The sequence below is a fragment of the Alteromonas mediterranea DE genome (assembly GCF_000020585.3).
Taxonomy (GTDB): domain Bacteria; phylum Pseudomonadota; class Gammaproteobacteria; order Enterobacterales; family Alteromonadaceae; genus Alteromonas; species Alteromonas mediterranea.
In genome coordinates this window covers 889,574-915,432 of sequence record NC_011138.3, presented here as the reverse complement: position 1 = coordinate 915,432, position 25,859 = coordinate 889,574, and the positions used below count along the sequence as shown (strand labels likewise).

General features: G+C 45.3%; 31 protein-coding genes. 15 read left to right on the top strand and 16 right to left on the bottom strand.

Annotated elements, in window-relative coordinates; genetic code table 11:
* Positions 1-10: 10 nt before the first annotated feature.
* Both MADE_RS04210 and zapE read right to left on the bottom strand, forming a co-directional pair.
* On the bottom strand, positions 11-733 hold the full coding sequence (locus tag MADE_RS04210) for a YebC/PmpR family DNA-binding transcriptional regulator (RefSeq protein WP_012517357.1): 723 nt from the start codon (positions 731-733) through the stop codon (positions 11-13).
* Between the two features lie 227 nt (positions 734-960).
* Positions 961-2,058, bottom strand: a complete 1,098-nt coding sequence (zapE, locus tag MADE_RS04205) for a cell division protein ZapE (RefSeq protein WP_012517356.1) — start codon at positions 2,056-2,058, stop codon at positions 961-963.
* Positions 2,059-2,313: 255 nt separating this feature from the next.
* Here zapE and MADE_RS04200 point away from each other — a divergent pair, with 255 nt between their 5' ends.
* The 3 genes from MADE_RS04200 (at position 2,314) to MADE_RS04190 (ending at position 5,570) form a co-directional block, all read left to right on the top strand.
* Positions 2,314-2,751 (top strand): ZapG family protein, encoded by a 438-nt coding sequence (locus MADE_RS04200; RefSeq protein ID WP_012517355.1) that lies wholly within the window; start codon positions 2,314-2,316, stop codon positions 2,749-2,751.
* Positions 2,752-2,839: 88 nt separating this feature from the next.
* A complete protein-coding gene (locus MADE_RS04195) occupies positions 2,840-4,201 on the top strand; it encodes a DegQ family serine endoprotease (protein ID WP_015066282.1) in 1,362 nt (453 codons plus the stop codon).
* 298 nt (positions 4,202-4,499) lie between these two features.
* Complete coding sequence (locus tag MADE_RS04190; protein ID WP_012517353.1) at positions 4,500-5,570, top strand: trypsin-like peptidase domain-containing protein; 1,071 nt, start codon at positions 4,500-4,502, stop codon at positions 5,568-5,570.
* Between the two features lie 70 nt (positions 5,571-5,640).
* On the opposite strand, the gene murA is transcribed toward MADE_RS04190, so the two are convergent.
* From murA to mlaF, 7 genes are all read right to left on the bottom strand, one after another.
* Entirely contained in the window at positions 5,641-6,903 is a 1,263-nt protein-coding gene (gene murA / locus MADE_RS04185) for a UDP-N-acetylglucosamine 1-carboxyvinyltransferase (RefSeq protein WP_012517352.1), read from the bottom strand.
* Between the two features lie 12 nt (positions 6,904-6,915).
* On the bottom strand, positions 6,916-7,173 hold the full coding sequence (locus tag MADE_RS04180) for a BolA family protein (RefSeq protein ID WP_012517351.1): 258 nt from the start codon (positions 7,171-7,173) through the stop codon (positions 6,916-6,918).
* 29 nt (positions 7,174-7,202) lie between these two features.
* Complete coding sequence (locus MADE_RS04175; RefSeq protein WP_012517350.1) at positions 7,203-7,511, bottom strand: STAS domain-containing protein; 309 nt, start codon at positions 7,509-7,511, stop codon at positions 7,203-7,205.
* On the bottom strand, positions 7,508-8,173 hold the full coding sequence (locus tag MADE_RS04170) for an MlaC/ttg2D family ABC transporter substrate-binding protein (RefSeq protein ID WP_012517349.1): 666 nt from the start codon (positions 8,171-8,173) through the stop codon (positions 7,508-7,510). Before MADE_RS04170 ends, MADE_RS04175 begins: the two co-directional genes overlap by 4 nt.
* Before the next feature lie 118 nt (positions 8,174-8,291).
* Complete coding sequence (gene mlaD, locus MADE_RS04165; protein WP_012517348.1) at positions 8,292-8,765, bottom strand: outer membrane lipid asymmetry maintenance protein MlaD; 474 nt, start codon at positions 8,763-8,765, stop codon at positions 8,292-8,294.
* A 9-nt stretch (positions 8,766-8,774) separates the two neighbouring features.
* Positions 8,775-9,551, bottom strand: coding sequence for a lipid asymmetry maintenance ABC transporter permease subunit MlaE (mlaE, locus tag MADE_RS04160; protein WP_012517347.1), 777 nt, complete (start codon positions 9,549-9,551; stop codon positions 8,775-8,777).
* Complete coding sequence (gene mlaF, locus MADE_RS04155; RefSeq protein ID WP_012517346.1) at positions 9,548-10,348, bottom strand: phospholipid ABC transporter ATP-binding protein MlaF; 801 nt, start codon at positions 10,346-10,348, stop codon at positions 9,548-9,550. Before mlaF ends, mlaE begins: the two co-directional genes overlap by 4 nt.
* 583 nt (positions 10,349-10,931) lie before the next feature.
* Here mlaF and MADE_RS04150 point away from each other — a divergent pair.
* From MADE_RS04150 to mgtE, 12 genes are all read left to right on the top strand, one after another.
* Positions 10,932-11,888 (top strand): calcium/sodium antiporter, encoded by a 957-nt coding sequence (locus MADE_RS04150; RefSeq protein ID WP_012517345.1) that lies wholly within the window; start codon positions 10,932-10,934, stop codon positions 11,886-11,888.
* Positions 11,889-11,890: 2 nt separating this feature from the next.
* Positions 11,891-12,871 carry a KpsF/GutQ family sugar-phosphate isomerase gene (locus MADE_RS04145; protein ID WP_012517344.1) on the top strand — a complete coding sequence of 327 codons (981 nt, stop codon included), beginning with the start codon at positions 11,891-11,893 and terminating at the stop codon, positions 12,869-12,871.
* A complete protein-coding gene (gene kdsC, locus MADE_RS04140; RefSeq protein WP_012517343.1) occupies positions 12,872-13,420 on the top strand; it encodes a 3-deoxy-manno-octulosonate-8-phosphatase KdsC in 549 nt (182 codons plus the stop codon). It abuts the gene before it with no gap.
* Positions 13,417-13,995 carry an LPS export ABC transporter periplasmic protein LptC gene (gene lptC / locus MADE_RS04135; protein WP_012517342.1) on the top strand — a complete coding sequence of 193 codons (579 nt, stop codon included), beginning with the start codon at positions 13,417-13,419 and terminating at the stop codon, positions 13,993-13,995. The genes kdsC and lptC overlap by 4 nt, the downstream gene beginning before the upstream one ends.
* On the top strand, positions 13,964-14,518 hold the full coding sequence (lptA, locus tag MADE_RS04130) for a lipopolysaccharide transport periplasmic protein LptA (RefSeq protein WP_012517341.1): 555 nt from the start codon (positions 13,964-13,966) through the stop codon (positions 14,516-14,518). Before lptC ends, lptA begins: the two co-directional genes overlap by 32 nt.
* Positions 14,519-14,520: 2 nt before the next feature.
* Positions 14,521-15,246 carry an LPS export ABC transporter ATP-binding protein gene (gene lptB / locus MADE_RS04125; protein ID WP_012517340.1) on the top strand — a complete coding sequence of 242 codons (726 nt, stop codon included), beginning with the start codon at positions 14,521-14,523 and terminating at the stop codon, positions 15,244-15,246.
* A 73-nt stretch (positions 15,247-15,319) separates the two neighbouring features.
* Entirely contained in the window at positions 15,320-16,801 is a 1,482-nt protein-coding gene (locus tag MADE_RS04120; RefSeq protein ID WP_012517339.1) for an RNA polymerase factor sigma-54, read from the top strand.
* A gap of 30 nt (positions 16,802-16,831) precedes the next feature.
* Positions 16,832-17,119, top strand: coding sequence for a ribosome hibernation promoting factor (hpf, locus tag MADE_RS04115; protein WP_012517338.1), 288 nt, complete (start codon positions 16,832-16,834; stop codon positions 17,117-17,119).
* 13 nt (positions 17,120-17,132) lie between these two features.
* A complete protein-coding gene (gene ptsN / locus MADE_RS04110) occupies positions 17,133-17,576 on the top strand; it encodes a PTS IIA-like nitrogen regulatory protein PtsN (protein ID WP_012517337.1) in 444 nt (147 codons plus the stop codon).
* Between the two features lie 88 nt (positions 17,577-17,664).
* Positions 17,665-18,510 carry an RNase adapter RapZ gene (rapZ, locus tag MADE_RS04105; RefSeq protein ID WP_012517336.1) on the top strand — a complete coding sequence of 282 codons (846 nt, stop codon included), beginning with the start codon at positions 17,665-17,667 and terminating at the stop codon, positions 18,508-18,510.
* Entirely contained in the window at positions 18,510-18,782 is a 273-nt protein-coding gene (locus tag MADE_RS04100; RefSeq protein WP_012517335.1) for an HPr family phosphocarrier protein, read from the top strand. The genes rapZ and MADE_RS04100 overlap by 1 nt, the downstream gene beginning before the upstream one ends.
* Positions 18,783-18,953: 171 nt before the next feature.
* Positions 18,954-20,312, top strand: coding sequence for a magnesium transporter (mgtE, locus tag MADE_RS04095; RefSeq protein ID WP_012517334.1), 1,359 nt, complete (start codon positions 18,954-18,956; stop codon positions 20,310-20,312).
* Between the two features lie 338 nt (positions 20,313-20,650).
* Here mgtE and MADE_RS04090 read toward each other — a convergent pair whose 3' ends face one another.
* The 7 genes from MADE_RS04090 to rplM form a co-directional block, all read right to left on the bottom strand.
* Positions 20,651-21,124 (bottom strand): ClpXP protease specificity-enhancing factor, encoded by a 474-nt coding sequence (locus tag MADE_RS04090; protein WP_012517333.1) that lies wholly within the window; start codon positions 21,122-21,124, stop codon positions 20,651-20,653.
* A complete protein-coding gene (gene sspA, locus MADE_RS04085; protein WP_012517332.1) occupies positions 21,121-21,753 on the bottom strand; it encodes a stringent starvation protein SspA in 633 nt (210 codons plus the stop codon). Before sspA ends, MADE_RS04090 begins: the two co-directional genes overlap by 4 nt.
* Positions 21,754-21,920: 167 nt before the next feature.
* Positions 21,921-22,655: a cytochrome c1 gene (locus tag MADE_RS04080; protein WP_023559525.1), complete on the bottom strand. Its 735-nt coding sequence runs from the start codon at positions 22,653-22,655 to the stop codon at positions 21,921-21,923.
* Positions 22,643-23,917 carry a cytochrome b gene (locus MADE_RS04075; protein WP_023559524.1) on the bottom strand — a complete coding sequence of 425 codons (1,275 nt, stop codon included), beginning with the start codon at positions 23,915-23,917 and terminating at the stop codon, positions 22,643-22,645. Before MADE_RS04075 ends, MADE_RS04080 begins: the two co-directional genes overlap by 13 nt.
* 1 nt (position 23,918) lies before the next feature.
* The gene (gene petA, locus MADE_RS04070; RefSeq protein ID WP_015066274.1) at positions 23,919-24,551 is read right to left on the bottom strand and encodes a ubiquinol-cytochrome c reductase iron-sulfur subunit; all 633 of its coding nucleotides are present in this window, start codon (positions 24,549-24,551) and stop codon (positions 23,919-23,921) included.
* Between the two features lie 437 nt (positions 24,552-24,988).
* A complete protein-coding gene (rpsI, locus tag MADE_RS04065; RefSeq protein ID WP_023559523.1) occupies positions 24,989-25,381 on the bottom strand; it encodes a 30S ribosomal protein S9 in 393 nt (130 codons plus the stop codon).
* 12 nt (positions 25,382-25,393) lie between these two features.
* Positions 25,394-25,822 (bottom strand): 50S ribosomal protein L13, encoded by a 429-nt coding sequence (rplM, locus tag MADE_RS04060; protein ID WP_012517329.1) that lies wholly within the window; start codon positions 25,820-25,822, stop codon positions 25,394-25,396.
* Positions 25,823-25,859 lie beyond the last annotated feature (37 nt).

Genomic DNA, 25,859 nt, shown 5'->3' with positions numbered 1-25,859 from the left:
AGTGCGCTTTTTAGCTAGGCGTTACCGCATTGTGGTAAACGTCTTGAACGTCGTCACAATCGTTAAGCATGTCCATGAATTTTTCGAACATAGGCATGTCTTCTTCACTGATTTCAGTTTCAGTTTGCGGCATCCAGCTTATCTCATCTGCGATAAAGCTAAGGTCTGGGTACGCTTCAGTTAGCGCAGTTCTCACTTGGTAAAATTCAGTATGCGGTGCATAAACCGTTACTTTACCGTCTTCAACTTCAACGTCAGTTACGTCTACGTCTGCTTCCATTAACACTTCTAAGATAGCGTCTTCATCGTCACCTTCAAACTGGAACACAGCTTGGTGGTCGAACATGTGCGATACCGCGCCTTGCGCACCTAACTTGGCGTTAGTTTTTGTAAAGCAGTTACGTACTTCGGTGATAGTGCGGTTTGCGTTGTCAGATAAGCAGTCAACAATTACCATGCAGTTGCCCGGGCCGAAACCTTCATAGCGCATAGGCTGGAAGTCTTCACCAGCACCACCTGCCGCTTTATCGATTGCTTTTTCGATAACGTGGCTTGGAACCTGATCTTTTTTCGCTTTTTCCATAAGGCGGCGAAGTGAAAGGTTGGTGTCTGGGTCGGCACCACCGTTTTTCGCGCACACGTAAATTTCTTTACCGTATTTAGAATAAACCTTAGTTTTTGCGCCAGCGGTTTTCGCCATGGCGGCTTTACGTACTTCGAATGCTCTTCCCATCTTAAAATTCTCTTTCTCGCAATTAGAACGCTGCGTTGGGTTTTATCGGGCTACCGTGCCGCGCAATGGCAAGCCTTGGAGTTTTGCCTAGCGACACAGAAAAATTGTGCGAAATTCTACCTTAATTTTCGTTTAATACCAATGTGAATGCCCTTAGAAAGGAAGCTGGCATGTTGCCTTTACGTCTTCATTTGGTGCAAATGTACTCTGACCCCACACACTTGTGCCTATGGCAAGTGCTCTGTGGCTAGGTAATCGTGGGACTGCATTTCTTTTAATCGGCTCAAGCATCGCCTGAATTCAAAGTTGAGCAAGCCCTCTGTATAAAGGCTTTCAAGTGCAACTTCTGCGGATATTATCAGTTTTACATTGCGTTCGTAGAATTCATCTACCATGGCGATAAAGCGTCTTGCTACATCGTCATTGTGTTGCCCCATCTCTTTTACATTGGCGAGCAATACCGAGTGATAGCAACGGCTTAGTTCAATATAGTCACTTTGGCTTCGAGGCCCACCGCATAGCGCATTAAAATCAATCATAAGCACGCCGTCAGCATTTCTCAGGGTACTAATTTTGCGGTTATTTACTTCAATATCTTCGTCCTTCGACCCTTCCTCTGGCGCTAGCTGTGCAAAATAGCTATGCAGGTTCTCGGTGGCTTCTTCATCAAGTGGGTAATGATAAATTTCAGCTTGTTCTAAGGTTCTTAGACGATAATCAATACCGCTGTCTACGTTCACCACCCGAGTGTTTTGGTTGAGCAGGTCAATTGCTGGTAAGAATCGCGCACGTTGTAGCCCGTTTTTATACAAGTCATCGGGTACTATGTTCGACGTTGCCACCAGCACGATACCATGGCCAAACAACTCTTCCATTAGCGTGCCTAAAATCATGGCATCGGTAATGTCTGACACGAAAAACTCGTCAAAGCATATCACTCGCGCTTCTTTTGCTAATTTTTCAGCTACTAGCTTCAGCGGGTCTTGGGCGTTTTTAAGCTGTTTGAGCTCGTCATGAACGCGGTACATAAAGCGGTGAAAATGCACACGCATTTTCTTTTCAAACGGTAAGCAGTCGTAGAAGGTATCCACCAAATAGGTTTTGCCTCGCCCTACACCACCATAAAAGTAAATACCTTGTATGCCCTGTTTTGCATGGCCTTTACCAAATGCTGCTTTTAACTTTACCCGCCACGTCATTTTCTTTTCAGGCTGGGTTAGTTCATCAAACAAACGTTGAAGTTCTTTTACTGCATTTTCTTGTGCCGCGTCGTAATGAAAATCAGACGACTTAAGATCTAGCTGATATTTTTCCCATGGCGTCATCGCCGAAACCACTCCGTACAAAAGTCAATAGCGGCGCACGCTGCACCGACCTGCTTGAATTTCTCAATTATGACCTTAATTTTAATGGAAATCACGGTAGAATCTCACATTGAAATTCGACATACACTGAATAAATGTCACTATGTATGCGCTTTTCGGGTTCGACCTTGCTATATTCAGCATATGGTCGAAAGCAGCTTTTAGATCGTAGAAGTAAAGGTCGGCTGCACGATGTAGATTTATTCGGAGAATATAATGGAATTGTTAGTATCTCTTGCTTTGTTAGTTGTTGGCTTAATTATTGGCTTTTTCGCAGGTCGCTTTTTTCAACAAAAGCAGGGCGCAGGTAATGCTGCGCAAACTGAGAAGCAAGTGAAAGAGATCCTCGCACAGCAGGCACAGCATCACATTCATCAAACGCGTCAAAGCTTAGAAAGCATTGAAAGCCAGTGCGAAACGCTAAAGCAACAAATTGAAGAGTACGAAACACTGCTAGAACAAGGCGGTGATGAAGAAGACAGCAAAGTTCCTTTTTACGGGGAACAGGCTACTACCTATTTACGTAATAATCTGAAAGGGTCAGATAAGTCTAAAGTTAATCGTGTTTCTGATACCCAGCCGAAAGACTTCGCAAACTCAGGTTCGGGGTTGTTCGTCGGCGGTTCTGAGCAGAATAACGCAGAAAAACAGTAACATCGGGAACTTTATTACGACGTCGGACTCTTTTACTGAAACCATGCTATGTCGCATATAACATGAAGGAGTGTAAGCGAACATGAAAATGTCTTTCCGCCATTGTCTATTGGCGTCTGCCGTTGTTGTAAGTTCACTGGGCTTTACTGCTAGCACGCAGGCGGCGTTACCGTTCTTTTCTGATTCAAAAGATGAAGTGCCGTCTTTAGCGCCCATGCTCGAAGAAGCTACCCCTGCGGTAGTCAGTATTGCAGTTGAGGGTACGCAGACCTCACGTCAACGCGTACCTGAAATGTTTCGCTACTTCTTCGGCGCTCCCCAAGAGCAAGTTCAAGAGCGCCCCTTTAGAGGCCTTGGCTCTGGCGTTATCATCGATGCCGACAAGGGCTATGTCGTTACCAACAACCACGTAGTCGATAACGCCGATGAAATTACCGTTAAGCTAACCGACGGTCGCGAATTTAAAGCGAAAAAGCTGGGTTCTGATGAACAAAGTGACATTGCGCTTCTAAAAATTGAACCCGATGACTTAAAAGCCCTCCCCCTTGCCGATTCTGATGGCCTGCGCGTAGGTGACTTTGTAGTGGCCATCGGCAACCCCTTTGGTCTTTCTCAAACCGTAACGTCGGGCATTGTAAGCGCCTTGGGCCGTTCAGGTCTTAACATTGGCGGTTACGAAGATTTCATTCAAACAGATGCCGCCATTAACCGCGGAAATTCAGGTGGCGCACTGGTTAACCTTCACGGCGAATTGGTTGGTATCAACACCGCTATTTTCGGCCCTAACGGCGGAAACGTAGGGATCGGTTTTGCCATCCCTGCCAATATGATGAAGAGTCTTGTTGACCAAATAGCTGAGTTTGGTGAAGTGCGTCGCGGCCTGCTCGGCATTCTGGGTAGCGATATTGACGCAGGCCTAGCTGAAGCAATGAATGCCGAAGTGAATATTGGCGCATTCGTTAGCGAAGTTCAGCCAGAATCAGCAGCAGAGAAAGCAGGCCTACAAGCGGGTGACATCATTACTGCCATCAATGGCCGTCAACTTCACAGTTTCCAAGAGCTACGCGCGAAAATCGCAAGCATGGGAGCAGGTGCTGAAGTTGAACTTACCGTAATGCGTAAAGGTAAGAAAATGAATGTTGATGTGGTGCTTGACGATGCTACCGATACTACGGTTACGGCAGCGCAAATCCACCCGGCCCTTGAAGGTGCAACCCTTTCTAACGGAGCCGATGATGCAGGTAATGCAGGTGTTGTAGTGTCTGATATTGAACGCGGTGCGCCAGCGGCAAGAATTGGGCTACAGTCTGATGACGTTATCATTGGTGTTAACCGAGTGCGTACGTCTACAGTGGCCGAGTTTAGAAATGCCCTTGATGAAGCTAAAGGCGTTATCGCGCTTAACGTGAAACGCGGAAACTCTACTTTATACTTAGTTATTAGGCAGTAGTTTTCATTTAGGTAACGTTTAACTTATTGATCAAACGGCGCTATTAAAGCGCCGTTTTTATTTTTACCTTAGCAATTCAAGGTTTACTGAAACGGTTCGCAAAACCTCTTTCTACAGAAATAACCAGACTCTTTGAGTTACACAAAATTTGCGTTTCGTTACGGTAGTTTAGTGAATAAAGTGATATCCTTTACACTAATAAAGATAATNCAAGAACGTTGCGCTTTTAATTTGTGAAGTAGTACCCCAATAACGGTACGTATGGAGTAAGTGCGACAGACAACAATAAGTGTGACTTGTGACTGGCCGCTCAATAATAAACTTCTTACTAAAATCTGTGATCCTCGGTGTTGCCGTTGCTGCTTTGCTATTGATTTTTTTACCTGAGCTTCGTCAAGGTAAAGGTTTGGCACAAGGCTTTTTTAACGAGTCATCCGTTAGCGCTAGTCGCGAAAGCTACTTTTCAGCGTTAAGCCGCTCAGCACCTGCCGTGGTCAATATCTACAGTGTTAGCATCGAAAATGGCTCGGGGCTATTTCGCAATCAATCCCGCGGGCGCACCAATCTGGGCTCCGGGGTTATCATGACAGAAAACGGCTATTTGCTTACCTGTCATCACGTAGTAGCGGATGCCGACAGTATCTATGTAGCAGTGCAAGACGGGCGTATATTAGAAGCGCAAATTGTGGGTACCGACCCACTAACCGACCTTGCTGTGCTAAAAGTTACCGCTGATAACCTACATATTATTCCACAAGTCGCTGAACCTGATACCCACGTCGGTGACGTCGTCATGGCGATTGGTAACCCGTTTGATTTAGGCCAAACCATTACTCAAGGTATTGTAAGTAGAGCTGGTCGTAACGGGCTTTCAAACTACGTAGACTTTATCCAAACCGATGCGGTGTTGAACCAAGGAAATTCCGGCGGTGCATTAGTAGACAGTAACGGTATTTTGCTAGGCATTACCAACGCCAACTTCCAGGTACTTGATTCAAATAACCGTGTTCGCAACGTAGACGGCATTAACTTTGCGGTACCTTACGAGTTAGCCAAGCGCGTAATGGATGAAATTATTAGTAACGGCAGAGTTATACGCGGCCAGCTAGGCTTTGTGGGTGGAGAGAACCGCAACCGCCCTGGCATTGATGTGTCGGCAGTAGCGAAAGGTAGCCCTGCTGACGTGGCGGGTATACGCCCAGGGGACATTATAGTGGCAATAGATGGCGTACGCTTAGAAAGTGCATCGAAAACGCTGGATATGATTGCTGAAACAGAACCTGGCACAGAGCTTGAAATTGAATTGAGCCGCGATGGGCGTTCGTTAACACTTACCGCTACAGTGGGTGAGCTTCGCGCAGGACAATAGTAATAAGGTACGAAAAAAGCGCCTCGTGGGATATTCGGGCGCTTTTTAGCATTCTTATAAGTTGTGAGTATTACTCTTTAACGCGCTCAATAATGGCACCCAACCCGCCTAGCTTTTCTTCTATTGCTTCGTAACCACGGTCTAAGTGGTAAATGCGGTTTACATGAGTTTCACCTTCGGCAATAAGCCCTGCTATCACTAGGCTTGCCGACGCGCGAAGATCTGTTGCCATCACGGGTGCGCCTTTAAGGCTTGAGCTGCCTTTCGATACCGCAGAGTTAGCTTCAAGCGCAATTTCCGCCCCCATACGCTGCAGTTCAGGTACGTGCATAAAGCGGTTTTCGAAAATCGTTTCCGTAATTACGCCCGTGCCCTCGGCAACACAGTTTAAGGTAACAAACTGCGCCTGCATGTCGGTTGGAAATGCCGGGTGCGGTGCGGTTTTAACTCTTACAGCTTGAGGCTTACGCCCTTCCATGTCGAGTTCAATCCAGTCTTCACCTGTGGTAATTTTTGCTCCGGCTTGTTCTAGCTTATCAAGCACGGCATCAAGAGTATCTGGCGCAGCATTTGTGCAGCGAACTTTGCCACCTGTGACGGCAGCCGCCACTAAGAAAGTCCCTGTTTCAATGCGATCAGGCAACACGGCATAATCACAACCATTGAGTGTTTCCACACCTTCGATAGTAATTTTATCGCTTCCGGCACCGCTAATTTTAGCGCCCATCTGAATAAGGCAGTTTGCTAGGTCAACAATTTCCGGTTCACGTGCTGCGTTTTCTAGGATGGTAGTACCGTCAGCCAGGGCCGCTGCCATCAGTAAGTTTTCAGTGGCGCCCACGCTCACCATATCCATAAAGATACGCGCGCCTTTAAGGCGACCATCAACTTTAGCGCGAATATAACCTTCGTCCACTTCAATTTTTGCGCCCATTTTTTCAAGGCCAGTTAAATGAAGGTTTACAGGGCGAGCTCCAATAGCACAGCCACCCGGTAATGATACATTCGCTTTACCCTGCTTCGCGAGAAGCGGGCCTAGTACTAAAATTGACGCACGCATAGTACGCACAAGATCGTAAGACGCCGTTACGCTTTCAAGTGTACTGGCATCAATAACAATATCGTTAGGAGCAGGAAGCGCAACTTCAACGCCTAGCTCACGCAACAGCGCGGTAGTAGTGTTAATATCGCGAAGGCGAGGAACATTGGTATAGCGACAAGGAGAGTCAGTAAGCAAACTTGTCATCAACAATGGTAACGCCGCGTTTTTAGCGCCGGAGATACGCACAGTTCCGTTTAAGGCTGAGCCTTTTTTAATTACGAGTTTATCCACGAGCAGCGCCTATTATTGAGGAATATTAAACTGGCGCTCACGCTCCCAGTCTTTCACTGAAAACGTCTTGATAGTAATTGCATGCATACTACCGTCTGCAATTTTATCCGCCAAAGGCGCATACACGGCCTGCTGGCGCTTTACGCGACTCATTTCATTAAACGCATCGCTCACTGCAATGATATTAAAATGCGAACCTTCACCTTTTACGTGGACTTCGTGAAGATCTAAGGCATCTTTCAAGATTTTTTCAATTTCAGACAATTCCATAACTTACTTCTTTATTCGCTAACTGGTGTTTATTCTACGGGTAAAAAGCCATCGGCGTTGCTAATTTTTGCAAGCTTGTGCAACTTTTCCGGCATTTTATGAAGGGTTATGCTAACACCATTTTGCTTTGCATCCCTAACGGCATTAATAAGCCAAGCTAAACCCGCACTGTCTGCACGCTCTACATCGCTCAAATCTACTGAACAACGTTGGTTTTGAACTAACGTATTGCGCTCACTACTCGCTAGGCTTTCCCAGAAGTTTTTAGACAGCGTATCACGGTCAAGGTGACCGTGAACAACCACGTCACCTTTATCGTTTACCTCAAATAGGCTCACTCAGCCTCTCCCTTGATTTCGATAGGCTCGTCTTGCTTAAGCTCCACAGGCTTACCAATTTTTTCGCGCATTAGGGCAATAACAGCATCAATGCCTTCTTGGCGCAGGATTGACTCGAACTCGCTGCGTTTGCTGTTAAGCATGCTGATACCTTCAGCAACCATGTCATACGCTTTCCATTCGTTGGTCTTGCTGTCTTTGCGCACTTTAAACGCTATTTTAATTTCCGGGCGTTTTGGATCTTGGACCACGGCGCGTACCGTCACCGACTTTTTATCATCAAACGATGATTCAGGCTCAAAAATAACTTCTTGGTTATCGTAGTAACCCATTGCTACCGCATACGTTGTTACCAGATACTGACGAAATACGCTAATGTACTCACCCATTTTTTCCTGCGGCACAGACTTAAAATGCTTGCCTAGCACCATGAAAGCGGCAAATTTGTAATCGATATGCGGAACCAGTTCTTCTTGCATAATAGTACGCAACATTTCAGGGTCAGCTTTAATTGCATCTTGGTTAGCTTTAATGCGGTCAAAGGTTCGGTTTGCCACATCTTGAACAAGTTCATAAGGGTTTTGCTCGTTCACGTCTTGTGCATTGGCTACACCCGCTACAGACATCATAAAGATGCCAATTGCTACCATAATTTTTTTCAAAATATCTCTCCTAACTTCAAACTCTTTTAAGCAGACCTGACAAATATCGATTTTGTTTCATCAAGCCTCTGTAATTTTTAAGCGGCGGCTTATAGCTCATCCATCGCGGTTGCAATAACTAGTCTTCGTCGCTACCGCGGTTAAATAAAAACTGCCCGATAAGGTCTTCCAGTACTAATGCAGACTTTGTATCTTGAAGGTAATCGCCGTCTTGTAGGTTAGCGACGCCATCAAAAGAAAACCCAGGCTGGAAACCTACGTACTGCTCACCGAGTAAACCAGAGGTTAAAATAGACACCGAACTGGTTTCAGGAAAGCCGTTGTATTCATTTAAAATAGACAGCTCTACCACCGGCGTGAAATCTTCTTGGTCGAGTGAAATTGATGAAACTCTCCCTACTGTTACACCACCCACTTTTACCGCTGAACGTGGTTTTAGGCCGCCAATATTGTCGAACTTCGCGTATAAGGTATAGGTATCGCCTTCGGTAGCCACCGTTTGGTTTGCCACTTTAAGTGCCAATAATAACAATGCACCTATAGTAAGCATGACAAACACACCAACCATTACTTCCGTTTTATACTTACTCATTCCAATCCCCTACTCGATACCAAACATAAGGGCGGTTAGCACGAAGTCCAGCCCTAATACTGCTAATGATGAATAGACTACCGTTTCAGTAGTCGCTTTGCTGATCCCTTCCGACGTGGGAATAGAATCGTAACCTTTAAATATGGCAATCCACGTCACAACCAAGGCAAACACGAGGCTTTTTATTACGCCGTTAATGACATCTTGGTTCCAATCCACCGTTGACTGCATGATTGACCAGTAGCTGCCGGCATCAACGCCAAGCCAGTCGACACCTACTAAATGACCGCCTAAAATACCAATCGCACTGAAAATAATGGCAAGCATTGGCATAGCGAGCATGCCGGCCCAAAAACGTGGGGCAACGATACGCCTTAGTGGGTCTACCGCCATCATTTCTAAGCTACTCAGCTGTTCAGTGGCTTTCATTAAGCCTATTTCTGCGGTCAATGCAGAGCCTGCTCGACCTGCAAACAGCAACGCGGTAACCACCGGCCCGAGTTCCCGTAAAAGAGACAGAGCCACCATGGGGCCCAAACTTCCTTCAGCGCCATAATCAACCAAAATGGTGTAGCCTTGTAAGGCCATAACCATACCGATGAATAGTCCCGACACCATGATAATAAGTAGCGACTGCACACCGACCACATAAAGCTGTTTGATTGTCAGTGGAATATTTTTAGCTCTAGGAATAGCGATTAGTGCGCCGAATAACATAAGCGCCGCACGGCCAATCGCCGTTATCTTGCCTATGGTCTTGGCCCCAGTTGATTGAAAGAACTTCATTTATCTGCTCCCAAAAAACTCGTTTTTAAATCAGGCGCAGGATAATGAAAAGGCACGGGGCCATCCGCTTTCCCTTTCAAAAACTGTTGAACCAGTTCAGAGTCACTTTCTTTAATTTCTTGGGCCGTGCCTTCACCAATGACGCGTTTGTCGGCCAGAATATAAATGTAGTCAGCAATGGTGAGCACTTCTGTTACATCATGAGTTACGACAATGCTTGTTAAGTTAAGCGCATCATTGAGCTCGCGAATAAGCTTCACCAGTACTCCCATCGAAATAGGATCTTGCCCGGCGAAAGGCTCATCGTACATAATTAAGTCAGGGTCAAGCGCGATTGCGCGAGCGAGTGCTGCACGTCTTGCCATACCGCCTGAAAGTTCACTTGGCATTAATTGAGCGGCACCGCGTAAACCTACAGCCTGTAGCTTTAATGCGACAATCGTTGCAATAATATCTTCGCTTAGTTTGGTGTGCTCTCGAAGAGGAAATGCCACATTATCAAATACGCTCATATCGGTAAAAAGCGCGCCGCTTTGAAATAACATGCTCATTCTACGTCGGGTTTCATACAGCGATTTTCTCGACATGGAAACAATAGAGTCGCCATCGAACTTAACGTCGCCTTGATCTGGCGTTAACTGCCCGCCGATAAGGCGCAACAAGGTGGTTTTACCTATTCCACTTGGCCCCATTACCGCGGTAATTTTACCTTTGGGTACCTTAAGCGAAATCTCATCGTAAATGATGCGATCGCCACGCTTAAAGGTTAGGTTATCTACTTCAACTAAATGATCCATAGTTACTTAAATGTCGACCCCTGACGTAAGATTATGGCTGTAAGAATCATACTCACGGCCTACTTTAAAATTTATTAAGTGAATACAAGCAACCTGAGTATTCAATTTCTATGCCTGCGGCACCTATTGCCCTTAAAGTATACTCAATAGTGTACTTTAAGAACACAAAATACCGAGAAAGTTTACTCTGCAGTGTAGTTTATTAACCCAACCGGCTAATTCTATTTACTAGGCGGTGTAATTTTGTGGCATTGTACGCGTTTTCAAGACCCTCGCCAAAGTCAAAAAGTTACAAGTTATGTTCGATTAAGACGAATGTAAGGTCTTTCGAGTTTAAGTGCGGCCTGCCTAAGCCCTGCGAAACAAGCGAAGCAAATCCCCACACGCAACTCCTATCCTATTTCCCTGTTTATTAACTGAAACTGAATGTGGTATTTCTACTGCCTGCCCCCGCGTCTAATGTCCTCTTCAGCGGGAATTTACGGCATTTAACCCTATTTGCTAAAAATAAAGCATTGCGAGCATAGGCAAATGGCACTCTTTTTGCGACAATCAAGCGAAATACTTTTTATTACAGGTTGTTGTGCTTTTAAACATCGTCATTTTTATTGTAGGGCTGGTTATACTGAGTTGGAGCGCTGACCGTTTTGTATACGGTGCTTCGGCATTAGCAAAAAACATTGGCATATCTCCAATGATGATTGGGTTAACGATTGTCGCTATGGGATCTTCGGCACCTGAAATTGTGGTTTCTGCCATTGCCTCTGCGAATGGCAATATGAATACCGCCGTAGGTAATGCATTAGGCTCCAATATAACGAATATCGCTCTGGTGCTAGGCATTACCGCGCTAGTTAAACCGCTACTAGTGTCATCTACAACGTTAAAGCGTGAACTCCCTGCTCTTCTTATCATCTCATTAATTGCTATTGGCTTTATGTTCGACGGCGAACTCAAGTCTTATGAAGGAATTATCTTGCTGGGTCTATTCATTTTCGTGCTGGCAATGATGGCATGGTTGTCACTACAGGTTGATAAAGAAGACCCCCTTGTTGCAGAGACCGCTGATGAGATTCCAAAAGGCGTATCTAATACCTCTGCGCTGATTTGGATAGGCGTTGGTCTTGTTATATTACCTTTAAGTGCACACTTTTTAGTGAACTCTGCGGTAGAAATTGCGCGATATATGGGAATATCAGACCTAGTCATAGGCTTAACAATAATCGCATTGGGCACAAGTCTTCCTGAACTTGCTGCGAGTATTGCCGGCGTATTAAAGGGTGAAGACGACCTAGCGCTGGGCAACATAATAGGCTCTAATATTTTCAACTTGCTGGCTGTGCTAGGTATGCCTGGCCTCATTGCTCCCGGTTTATTAGACCCCGACGTTTATAATCGCGATATGTACGTTATGTTAGGTTTAACGCTATTACTGTTCCTGTTCAGTTTCGATTTAATAGGAAAGCGTACAATATCAAGAACAAACGGATGCTTATTTCTGGCCTGCTTTATCGGCTACCAATTTTGGCTTTTCGGATAACCATGAATACACAAACTCAGATGAACTATATCGACTCGGCGAAGCGCGTTATTGAAATTGAAACGCAGGCCATTGCCAATTTAAGTGAGCGCTTAAACGACGACTTTATTACAGCCTGCGATATTCTTTTTGCCTGTCAGGGAAAGGTTGTGGTTTGCGGTATGGGGAAATCTGGGCATATAGGTAATAAAATTGCCGCCACGCTGGCTAGCACAGGTACACCTGCTTTTTTTATGCACCCTGGTGAAGCCAATCACGGCGACCTAGGAATGTTGGGCAAAGGCGATGTTTTATTAGCCATATCCAACTCTGGTGAAACCAATGAGCTTGTAAACTTATTGCCTGTAGTCAAACGCTTAGGTATTCCAGTGGTAGCCATGACCAACAGTGCTTCAAGCTCGCTAGGGCAGCATGCTGATGTCATCCTTGATATTAGCGTTGAGAAAGAAGCCTGTTCACTTGGTCTAGCTCCAACTACTAGCACCACGGCTACATTAGTAATGGGGGATGCGCTTGCCGTTGCGTTACTTGACCAGAAAGGGTTCACGTCTGATGATTTTGCGTTATCACACCCTGGGGGAAGCTTAGGGCGTAAACTGTTGCTTAAGGTGCGAGACATCATGCTAACTGGCAGTGATATTCCGCTTATCGAGTTAAACGCATCGGTGGCTGATGCTTTGCTCGAAATTTCTAAAAAAGGGCTAGGAATGACTGGGGTGCTTGACACTGATGGTACCCTAACAGGCGTATTTACTGACGGTGATCTACGGCGCATTTTAGATGCTCGCATTGACGTACATAGCGCAACCGTCGAAAGTGTTATGACCAAAGGCGGTAAAACAACCACAGCCGAACAACTTGCTGTCGAAGCATTAAACTTAATGGAAACTCATAAGATTAGTGCATTAATGGTCACGGATAACGAGCACAAACCAGTGGGCGCGTTTAACATGCATATGCTACTTAAAGCTGGAGTGCTATAAATGACAACAACCTTGTACACAGAAATGGATGACGGGCTTTTCGATGCGCTGGCTAACGTTAAGTTATTGGTATGTGATGTGGACGGCGTGTTTTCAGACGGTCGAATTTATTTAGGCAACGACGGTGAAGAACTGAAAGCTTTCCATACTCGTGATGGTTATGGGGTGAAAGCCCTAGTCAGTAACGGTGTTAACGTAGCGGTTATTACCGGGCGTCGTTCCGCAATTGTAGAAAACAGAATGAGTGCGCTCAACGTAGCCCACATTATTCAAGGTGAAGAAAACAAAGCTGACGCATTGAGCACATTGATAGAAAATCTTGGTTTAAGCGCTGACGAGGTTGCCGCGGTGGGCGACGACATGCCTGATACCGGCATGTATAAGCATGTGGCGATTAAAATAGCGGTTGCCGACGCACACCCTTTCGTGGCAAAACAAGCGAACTGGATAACCACCTTGCCAGGCGGATTTGGCGCGGTGCGCGAGATATCAGATACTATTTTACACGCCAAAGGCGTAGCGAATGAGATTTTTGGAGCAAGTGTATGAGCCAATTTGGCTTTAATCGCTTAGGCTTAAGTATATCGGCGCTGTTTATCTTAGCGTTGCTGATGTATGTACCTACGTGGATGGAAGAGCAGCCAGAATCACAAGGCAGCAGCGAGAATGGCGCCTTAAAACCTGCCTATAAAGCGAAGAACTTGACCACTACCCTTTACAACCAAGAAGGCGAGTTAAATCACAAGGTATTTGCCGAATCAATGGAGCACTACGACCAGCTAGGTTTTGTATTGTTCCAACAGCCCAAATATACACTGTATACTGAGAACGCTACGTCTCCTTGGGTGGTGACGGCGCAAGAAGGTACGCTCTACAACAACGATCTGATCCAGTTAGAAAACCAGGTTGTTATCGAGAACCAAACCAGCGATGACTTTGTCAAAAGCCTCTCAACCGAATACATTCAGATTAATTTAGACACCAAACAAATGACATCTGATCAAGTCGTTGAAATACAGGGTACCCAATATGTCATTTTGAGCAATGGGTTTAACGCGAATTTACGCACACAAGAATACGAGCTTTTAGATCATGTACAAACCACTTATTCCCCTAGCAACTAGCCTATTACTTGTCATCGCTAGCGGTGCGGTAAGCGCAAGCGAAGATGATTTTTCGCAGCCCATTAAAATAGGCTCAAATACTCAATTTATCGACGGTAAAAATAAAACGGCGTTGTATAAAGAAGATGTACTGATTACCCAGGGTTCGCTGGTGATTGAAGCCGATGAAGTGGAAGTTATCGCGAGTGAAGGTAGTGGCCGCGAAATTTTTATCGCCAGAGGAAAGCCAGCCAGTTATTCTCAAACACTAGAAGACGGTACTCCGGTGTCTGCTAAGGCAAACGAAATTCGTTATGAGGTGATCAATCGCACAATTTCTCTTTCAGGAAACGCGGAACTTCAACAAGACACCAGTAAAGTGCAAGGTGACAACATTACTTTCGACATGATTACCGAGCAGTTACTTGCTACTGGTGGGGCGGGCGAAAATGGAGAAGGTCGAGTGACTACGGTATTTACTCCTGAATCCATTCGCAAGACATCATCGAAGAAAGAAGATAAAGACAGTGAGGACAATCAATAGCAATGGCAACTTTGAGCGCAACCAACCTTGCTAAGGCATATAAATCGCGTCAGGTAGTACGCGACGTCAGCCTTTCTGTCTCGACGGGTCAAATTGTTGGCCTACTTGGCCCCAATGGCGCTGGTAAGACCACTACATTTTATATGATTGTGGGATTGGTTAACCTGGATAAAGGCAAGATTGAAATCGATGATAATGAGCTTACTCATCAGCCCATGCACGAGCGTGCACGCCGCGGAATTGGCTACCTTCCGCAAGAGGCATCAATTTTCAGAAAGCTTACGGTACATGAAAATATCATGGCCATTTTGCAAACCCGTAAGGATTTAAATTCACAGCAGCAAGAAGAAGAAGCTGACGCGCTACTTGATGAATTTAATATTAACCATATACGTAATAGTACAGGGATGAGTTTGTCCGGTGGTGAACGACGACGTGTTGAAATAGCACGCGCACTAGCAGCTAATCCGCAATTTATTTTATTAGACGAACCGTTTGCTGGTGTTGATCCAATATCAGTTAATGATATAAAGAAGATAATACAGCATCTTCGAGATAGGGGTATTGGAATCCTTATCACCGACCATAACGTGCGAGAAACATTGGATGTTTGTGAGAAAGCGTACATTGTGAGTCATGGCGAGCTTATCGCGCAAGGAACAGCGGAACAGGTTTTAAGTAATCAAAAAGTAAGGGATGTATACCTAGGCGAACAATTCAGGCTATAGTTAGTGTAACTGAATTGTCATTTTTCAATTTCGCTCTGGTGTATTCAATTTAGAGCATTTAAATAAGACGTAGATGAAACCATCTTTACAGCTAAAATTTAGCCAACAACTTACCATGACACCCCAGCTTCAGCAGGCGATAAAACTGCTGCAGCTATCTACGCTTGATCTTCAGCAGGAGATTCAAGAAGCCCTCGATTCAAACCCTTTATTGGAAGTTGAAGAAGGTAACGACGAGCCGCAAGTAGAAAAAAATAATATCGATAGCGACGATAGCGTGACAGAAGCGTCTGCGACAGCGTCTAGCGATACATTGGAAGCGGGTGACGCGTTAGAAAAAAACGACCTTCCCGATGAATTTCCTATCGACAGCACATGGGATGAATACTATTCAGCGTCATCGGCCCCAGCGCCAGGTCCTTCAAATGACGATGAACAAATATTTCAAGGCGAAACCACCGAGGATATTCAGGAACATTTGTCGTGGCAGATGCGATTGACCCATTTCTCAGATACCGACCGCGCCATTGCTACGGCAATTATCGACTCTATTGACGAGTCTGGCTATTTAACCGTGACCCTTGAAGACATTCTTGACGCGGTAAACTCTGAGGATATGGAAGAGCCTATAGAAATGGACGAAATAGAATGCGTACTTAAGCGTATTCAGATGTTCGACCCCATTGGTTCGGGCTCCCGCTCGCCGCAGGAATGTCTAATGGTGCAACTGCGCCAGTTCTCAGAAGACACACCATGGCTTAACGAAGCCAAACAGCTTATAGAAGAATATTCAGACCTATTAAGCAGTAAAGATTATCGCACGTTAATGCGTAAGAGCCGCTTGAAGGAAGATCAGCTGCGCGAGGCAATGCGTTTATTACAAACCTTGAATCCTCGCCCAGGTAGTGCTTTAGTTACTAAAGAGCCTGAGTACGTTATTCCTGATGTCTCGGTCGCCAAAAAGAATGGCCGTTGGGTGGTTGAGCTAAACCCCGACAGCCTGCCTAAGTTGAGTGTAAATCAACAATACGCTGCAATGAGTCGTCGTGCCAAAAATAGTAGCGACTCACAATTCATCCGCTCACACATGCAAGAGGCTAAGTGGTTCATTAAGAGCCTTGAATCTCGCAACGAAACCTTAATGAAGGTGGCAAACTGTATTGTGCAGCAGCAGATGGGCTTTTTTGAACATGGCCCGGAAATGATGAAACCTATGGTGCTTAACGATGTCGCAGAAATGGTAGATATGCACGAATCAACGATTTCACGCGTCACAACGCAAAAGTATATGCATACACCACGTGGTATCTTCGAATTGAAGTACTTCTTCTCTAGCCACGTAGCAACAGACTCTGGTGGTGAGTGTTCATCTACCGCGATTCGTGCATTGATCAAAAAGCTAGTGGCGGCTGAAAAGCCGAGCAAGCCACTAAGTGATAGCAAGATTGCTTCATTGTTGGCCGAACAAGGCATTAAAGTTGCCCGGCGAACAATAGCAAAATACCGGGAATCATTGTCGATCCCGCCGTCGAACCAACGCAAGAGCCTAATTTAAACGGGCTTAATAATATAAGGAAGACGAAATATGCAAATCAACCTAACTGGTCATCATGTCGAAATCACCGACTCTTTGCGTAATTATGTCGATACGAAGTTCAGCAAACTTGAACGTCACTTTGATCACATTTCTAATGTGCATGTCATCCTGAACGTTGAAAAATTAAATCAAAAAGCCGAAGCGACCGTTCATTTAAGTGGCGCTGAAGTATTCGCATCCTCAGAAAATACCGACATGTATGCGGCGATTGACAGCATGGTTGATAAACTCGACCGGCAGGTAATCAAGCATAAGGAAAAACTGAAAAAACATTAGTAGCTAAATAAGTATGGATATACAAGCCATCGTAAGTCTGGACCGCACCGAGTGTGCGGTTCAGTGTAATAGTAAAAAGCGAATTCTTGAGATCATCGCAGATATCGCTGCCAAAAATAACGATAACATCGATCAGGCAACGGTACTTAATAGTTTGATGTCTCGAGAGCGTATGGGTAGTACCGGAATCGGCAATGGCATTGCGTTACCACATGGGCGCTTGCCAGGTTTAGAAAAGGTGATCGCCATTGTTGTCACCAGTACGCCAGCCATTAATTTTGACGCGCTCGATGAAAAGCCGGTAGATATATTTTTCGCGTTACTTGTTCCTGAAGAGCAAACCGAAGGCCATCTACAAACATTAGCCACGGTAGCCGGTAAACTAAGCGATAAAGAAACGATTAAAGCGATACGTCGTGCCAGTACAAGCGATGATATTCTTTCTGCACTAAGTTAAAGATTTAAGCGCCTTAGCGAGGTCGTGACCAAGGCGCTTAAGACAATAAAGCGTATGCGATAAAACCAGAAGATTTGGGAGAAATTAGGTGAAGCTGATTATAATCAGTGGTCGTTCGGGGTCTGGTAAGTCTGTCGCACTTCGCGCATTGGAAGATTTAGGGTACTACTGCGTTGACAACATTCCTGTAAACCTACTTCCTACCCTAACCCACACTGTTGTTGATGAATACGACCAAGTGGCGGTGAGCATTGATGTGCGTAACTTGCCGAAAAACCCTGATGATCTGGTAGAAATTTTAGATTATCTTCCGTCGTCGTGGTCAATGACCATTGTCTATATCGATGCCAGCGATGATGTGCTGGTAAAACGCTTCAGCGAAACCCGACGTCTGCATCCCCTTGCGAAGCTCAATAAGTCTCTATCTGAAGCCATAAGGGCAGAGTCAGCCTTGCTAGCCCCTATCGCTGAACGGGCAGACTTGTATTTAGATACAGACAAACTGACTATTCACCAACTTGCTGAGTTGATACGCGAGCGAATACTCGGTAAGAAAAGCTCCCGCTTAGTGCTGGTGTTTGAATCTTTTGGCTTCAAACACGGTATTCCGAAAGATGCCGATTATGTTTTTGATGCGCGCTTTTTACCTAATCCTCACTGGGAGCCTGACCTGAAGCACCTAACAGGGCTTGATGCGCCCGTTGAGGTTTTCTTAGGCTCTCAACCCGTTGTTACCAAGTTCATCTGGCAAATTCAGAATTTAATTACCACCTGGCTACCTCATTTAGAGCGCAACAACAGAAGTTACGTAACAGTCGCTATTGGCTGTACAGGCGGGCAACACCGCTCTGTGTATATTGCCCAAACTCTGTCGAAAACCTTCAGCGAAATACACCCAGATGTACAAATTCGCCATCGAGAGCTAAACCAGTAATGACAATTAAAAAAACGCTAACCATCGTAAATAAGCTGGGATTACATGCAAGAGCAGCGACCCAATTAGTGAAGCTTGCCAATCAGTTCGACGCCAAAATTATTTTAAAGAAAGGCGATAAAGAGGCTGACGCCAGCAGCGTTCTTGGTTTAATGATGCTGGAAAGCCATCAAGGTGAACAAGTAGATGTTATTGTAGATGGAAACGATGATGTTGACGCCCTTGCTGCCATTGAAGAGCTCATAGAAGGTAAGTTTAACGAAGACGAATAGTTTAAATCCGTCACCTGATTACTTATTAAACGTTTAGCGCCGTTTTATAGTTATACTGCGCAAAAGCCACGCAATTTTCATGACAGACTCATCGTAATTGCGATATTCTACGCCCACTTAGGCTTTAAAGCCTTCACCGTTCATCTTAATAGCAGGTAGGAATAACGCCTTATGGCAGAAGCGCTTGTTTCTAAATACGTACAAACCCAGTTACGCGCCCTTAATGCCGCGTTGACTAACGGTCAGTTTGTCTCAGTACGTAAGCTTCTGCTTGAACTTCCCCCTTCTGATGTCGCCCACATACTGGAATCGAGCCCGAGTAGAACCCGTGACGAATTATGGGAACTCATTGATAGCGACTTTCACGGCGACATCTTAGAGGAACTGTCTGATGATGTACGAAACGGTATTATTACCAAGATGCTTCCGGCCAATGTGGTTGATGCACTTGAAGAGATGGACACCGACGACTTAGCCGAAACGCTAAGCAGCCTGCCAGAGCCCGTTCTTGCCGACATTCTCGACTCAATGGATGCGCAAGACCGTTTACGTGCAGAACAAGCCCTATCTTATGGTGAAGAGACCGCTGGTTTCATCATGAACACAGATACCATCACCTTACGACCTGACGTCACGGTTGATGTGGTACTGCGCTATATTCGATTGAAAGGGGAGCTTCCGGAAAACACCGATACCTTTTACGTAGTTAACCGAACCGATAACTTGGTTGGTATTGTTCCTGTAGCGCGTTTACTGACCGCTGAAACCGATAATAAGGTATCAGAAGTCATGGATGAAGAGTCGGAAGCCATTCCGGTAAATATGCCTGATGACGAAGTCGCCAGTCTGTTCGAGCGCTATAACTGGCTATCAGCGCCAGTGGTTGATGAAAACAACCGGCTGGTGGGCCGAATTACCATTGATGACGTGGTAGATATCATTCGCGAAGACGCCGAACACTCGATGATGAGTATGGCGGGTCTAGATGACGACGAAGATACTTTTGCCCCCGTCATGCAAAGTACTAAGCGCAGATCGGTATGGTTGGCAGTAAACCTTGTTACTGCGCTAATGGCTGCAATGGTAAGTGACTTATTTGAAGCGGCGCTAAGTCAATTAGCGGTATTAGCTATTTTGAACACTATTGTGCCAAGCATGGGCGGCGTAGCAGGAAACCAGACCCTAACCCTTGTTATTCGCGGTATGGCGTTAGGTCACGTTAATGCCAGTAACTCGCGCTGGCTGATCAGTAAAGAAATCGCGATAGGCTTTTTAAATGGCGCTATATGGGCTATTTTAATTGCCTCTGTCATTGCGCTCTGGAAACAAGATTACATGCTGGGCATTATCATTGCGTTTGCCATGATGATAAACATGATTGCTGCGGCGTTAGCGGGCGCAACATTACCGATGATCATGAAGCGTCTTAAAATAGACCCGGCACTAGCAGGTAGCGTTATCTTAACCACTATTACCGATGTAGTCGGTATTTTCGCCTTCCTAGGTACGGCAACTTTATTTTTAATTTGAGTCTAGGCTTGAAGAATAGCTGGTGTTAAATACTTGCTTAGCCACTAAGCGATTCGGCAGTATGCCCGTTGATATTGAGCCTGTAATCTACTCCCTATACGGTTTGTACCAGCTGCCCACCGTTTTCAATAGTGTTTACTTTATCAACTCTTAGATTTTATAGTTCAACAACAATTAGCGACGCGTAGAACAGGTGCTTTGAGTTTAAAGTGAAGTATCTGTTAGGGATAATGGAAGGGATAATAGCTGGCTCTGCTTACGCGAAAAGCTTCACAAAGCCAGGCTAATTCAATACTCACAAAGTTTTTAAATCGCGGCCATACGAGCGGCTCAATCCGCTATTTAATAACTTTAAGGGTAGGCTTACCCTTTTTAGGTGGTACAGGCGCGTCTTGCACGTCACTTGCGTCAGCGTCTTCTAAAGAGGTTGGACCGCTTGGTTGTGATAAGTCTTCAGGCTCTTCACTGCGCTCTTGCTGAGCACGCGCTACATCTTCTTCTGTCGCGAACACAGTACCCGCGCCGTTTTCTCGCGCGTAAATGGCCATTACCGCCTCACATGGCATGCTTAATCTTCTAGGTTGCCCAGAAAAGCGTGCCTGAAACGATAAGCCATCTAAATCAAGAGAAAAGTTAACACACGCACTAGGCGATACGTTTAAAACGATCTGACCGTCTTTAACGAATTCCTGCGGCACTTCAACCAACTCGTTGGTTGCATCTACCACAATGTACGGCGTTAAGTCGTTATCAACAATCCACTCATAAAAAGCCCTAAGCAAATAGGGCTGGTTTGACGTCATAGATGTCATAGCGGGTTGTGAATCTCACGCTCTTGGTCAGTCAAAGACGCTTTAAATGAACTACGAGAGAAAATACGGTTCATGTAAGCGTTAATTTCTTTGCTGCCAGCACCATTTAGTTCAATACCTAGTGCAGGTAAACGCCATAATAGCGGAGCAAGGTAGCAATCAACTAAGCTGAACTCTTCGCTCATAAAGTAAGGCATTTCACCAAATACAGGCGCAAGAGATAGCAAAGCTTCACGCAGCTCATTACGTGCTGCTTCTACATCACCTTCGCCACGGAAAATACGGGCAGCAAGCGAGTACCAGTCTTGCTCGATGCGGTGCATCATAAGGCGGCTCTGACCACGTGATACTGGGTAAACCGGCATAAGTGGTGGATGAGGGAAACGCTCATCAAGGTATTCCATGATGATGTGCGACTTGTAAAGTACAAGCTCGCGATCAACTAGAGTTGGAACAGTACCGTAAGGGTTAAGCTCCAACAGATCTTCAGACAAATTGCTAGGATCTGTGTAGCTGATTTCAACACCCACACCTTTTTCTGCCAACACAATACGCACCTGGTGGCTATAAATATCAATTGTGTCAGAGAACAACGTCATAATAGAACGTTTATTCGCGGCTACGGCCATTCAATTTCCTCCGTCGAGAAACAAGTTTACGCTTACAAACAGTAAGCTTATTACGTTAACTCGTGCTACCTGAAGACCCTATTTACTAGGGTTTTCAGGTAGCACGAGTAAATACCAAAAAAGGGGGCGAGAAGCCCCCTTTTCATATTATACATAAATCTGTGCGATTAGTGCACTTCTCGCCAGTATTCTTTCTTCAGTAAGTAAACAAATACGAACAATACTGCGATAAAGATAAGTACCCACTTACCGATTTTGTGAGATTCAAGCTTAGCAGGCTCACCCGTGTACTCAAGGAAGTTCACGATATCGGCAACAGCTTGGTCGTACTCATCAGGAGACATTGCACCAGTACCATCTGACTTAATGCCTACATAACGCTTAACCATCTCTCCATCAACCATTTGCTCTTCATAAGTACGTGTTGGCGTACCTTGAAGTGGTTGAAGTACGTGTGGCATACCTACTTCTGGGAATACTGTGTTGTTCACACCAAATGGGCGGCTTTCGTCAACATAGAAAGAGCGCAGGTAAGTGTAAATCCAGTCTTCGCCACGAACACGAGCCACTAGCGTTAGGTCTGGTGGAGCAGCACCAAACCAGCCAGCAGCCGCCTCTTCAGGCATTGCACGAGTGATGTAGTCAGACACTTTTTCACCCGTGAACTGCAGGTATTCTTGACCTAGTTCGTCAGGAATACCCAAGTCTTGGANTGAACGCTGATAGCGCTGATACTTCATNGAGTGACAGCNTAAGCAGTAGTTCATGAATAATNGTGCACCGCGTTGTAAAGACGCNTTATCGGTTAAATCGATAGGGGCTTTATCTAGGTGTACGTTCCCGCNTGCCGCAAGCGCTACGCCAGGTAGGAAGAAGGCTAAAAAGCACATCATTTTTTNCATTTAGAAATCCTCTCTGGCACTGGTTTAGTATTTTCGTTTTTGCTGTATAGGAACAGTGCAATGAAGAAACCGAAGTACATTACTGTTGCGATTTGCGAGGCAATGATTTTCCAGTTTTCTTGCGGCGTACCACCTAGGTAACCAAGGAAAACAAACACGATAGCGAACACAATTAGGTTTACTTTGTGTAGGCCACAGCGATAGCGCCATGATTTAACGCGACCACGGTCAACCCAAGGCAGAGCAAATAGCGCAGCAATAGCACCAAACATGGCAAGTACACCGAACAGCTTATCAGGTACCGCTTTCAAAATGGCGTAGAACGGCGTGAAGTACCAAACAGGGAAAATGTGCGCAGGAGTCTTCAGCGGGTTAGCAATTTCAAAGTTAGGGTGTTCCAGGAACTTACCACCCATTTCAGGGGCAAAGAACAGCACATAAGTGAATAGTGCTAAGAACACGCAGAACGCCACAAGGTCTTTAAGAACAATGTGCGGGAAGAACGGTAACACGTCATCAGCAATGTCGTACTTGCTTGTGTAGTACTCGTGAATTTCATATTTAGTCTTCTCAGACTCAGGCAGTGAGCCTTTCTTGTGCTTAATCGCAATACCGTCTGGGTTGTTAGAGCCCACTTCGTGAAGAGCGATGATGTGAAGGAACACAAGAATAACGATAACCAGAGGCAGCGCAATTACGTGAAGTGCGAAGAAACGGTTAAGCGTAGCGCCAGAGATAACGTAGTCACCCTGAAGCCAGATAACAAGGTCAGGACCTACAACAGGAATAGCACCAAACAGTGATACGATTACCTGCGCACCCCAGTAAGACATTTGTCCCCAAGGCAGTACATAACCCATGAATGCTTCTGCCATAAGCGCTAGGTAGATAAACATACCAAACACCCATAGAAGCTCACGAGGCTTTTGGTAAGAACCATAAATCATGCCGCGGAACATGTGTAGATATACCACAATAAAGAACGCCGATGCGCCAGTACTGTGCATGTAACGGATGATCCAACCGTAGTCGATCTCACGCATGATGTATTCAACAGAAGCGAACGCGCCTTCTGAAGATGGAACGAAGTTCATAGTCAACCAAATACCAGTAACAATTTGGTTTACCAAAACGATAGTAGCTAGGAAACCGAACACGTACCAAAAGTTCATGTTCTTTGGAGCAGGATATTGAAGGGCGTGCATGTTCGCAACGCGCATCAATGGGATGCGTTCTTCAATCCAACCTAGGAAAGCATTCATGTTAAGCAACCTCCGCTTCTGAGCCGATGATAACGGTGTTGTCATCAACGAACTGATAAGGCGGCACAACTAGGTTTAATGGTGCCGGTACGTTTTGGAATACACGTCCTGCCATATCAAACTTAGACCCGTGACACGGGCAGAAGAAACCATCTGGTACGCCTTCAACCACTTCTTCGAAAGCGCCATCTTTAAGGTGCTGTGGAGAGCAACCAAGGTGCGTACAAATACCCACTAGAATCAGGTATTCTTCTTTCATTGAGCGAAAACGGTTTTGAGCAAAAGTAGGTTGCTGCTCAGCTTCAGAGTTAGGATCTTTCAGCTTATCTTCGTGAGTGCCTAATTCTTCAAGAATTTCTGGCGTACGACGTACAATCCATACAGGCTTGCTTCGCCACATTACACGTACTAACTGTCCAGGCTCAATCCCGCTGATATCTACTTCAACGTCAGCACCGGCGGCTTTCGCTTTGGCGCTCGGATTCCAGGACGCAATAAAAGGCACAGCAGCACCAACGACACCTACACCACCAACTACCGACGTGGCAACGGTCAAGAACCGACGACGGGTGTTGTTTTCTGGCTGGTTTTCATTGTGTGCAGACTCTGTTGCATCTACAGATACATTGCTCATCCACATTTCTCCAGGTTTGGATAATTATGATGTGTAACCCAAGCTTATACTGGTTTTATCACGCTTGCGTCATACATCATATGGCTTGTCATGACAGCGACGTAACAGCAAAAATTTACTGGTTTACGAGGTCACGAAAGTTTTCAAAATTTTCGACCGCAAATGATAAAAGAAAAGCCCTTATAAACACAAGGTTTTACTGATATTTAAGCGATAATTTAATTCAAAAGGTGTGTTTAGGTTTAGTGAGGGAAAGACCTAAAATCAAGGTTTTGAAGAATATTTACTAGGATAAGGGGTAGAAATTAAACCTTTGTTATGAAATGAAGGGGCCTTCGCACTTTGCTGTACACTAAAAAACCAACAATGACCAGTAAAACGCAGGCAATAAAAAACCCGGCATAAGCCGGGTTTTNGCAATACAAAAAACGCAAAAATTAACGTTTTGAGAATTGTGGACGCTTACGCGCTTTGTGAAGACCCACTTTCTTACGTTCAACGCGACGTGCGTCACGAGTAACGAAGCCAGCTTTACGAAGTGCTGGACGTAGTGCTTCATCATACTCCATAAGAGCACGAGTAAGACCGTGACGGATTGCGCCCGCTTGACCGTTAGAACCACCACNTTTTACAGTGACGTAAACGTCAAACTTTTCAGCCATTNCAACAAGTTCAAGTGGCTGACGAACAACCATGCACTCTGTTTCACGACCAAAGTACTCGTCAAGAGCGCGTTGGTTTACTTTAATGCTACCTGTGCCTGGACGTAGGAACACACGAGCAGTAGAACTTTTGCGGCGGCCTGTGCCGTAGTATTGAGTATCTGCCATGTTAATAGCTCCTTAAATGTCCAAAACTTGTGGTTGCTGTGCTGCGTGAGAGTGTTCTGCACCAGCGTAAACTTTCATTTTACGGAACATTGCGCGACCTAGAGGGCCTTTTGGCAACATGCCTTTAACTGCTTTTTCAAGAACCATTTCTGGCTTGTGAGCAATTAGTTTTTCGAAGTTTGTCTCTTTAAGACCACCTGGGTAACCAGAGTGCGCATAGTACATTTTGTCTTGCGCTTTACGGCCTGTTACCGCAACTTTTTCAGCATTGATTACGATGATGTAATCACCAGTGTCCACGTGAGGCGTGTACTCTGGCTTGTGCTTACCACGAAGGCGTAGTGCGATTTCAGAAGCCAAACGGCCTAGAGTTTTGTCTGTGGCGTCTACCACATACCAGTCACGTTGTACCGTTTCTGGCTTAGCAACAAAAGTTTTCATTTTCAAATTCACCCGAATAATATCGTCGTTACTGATT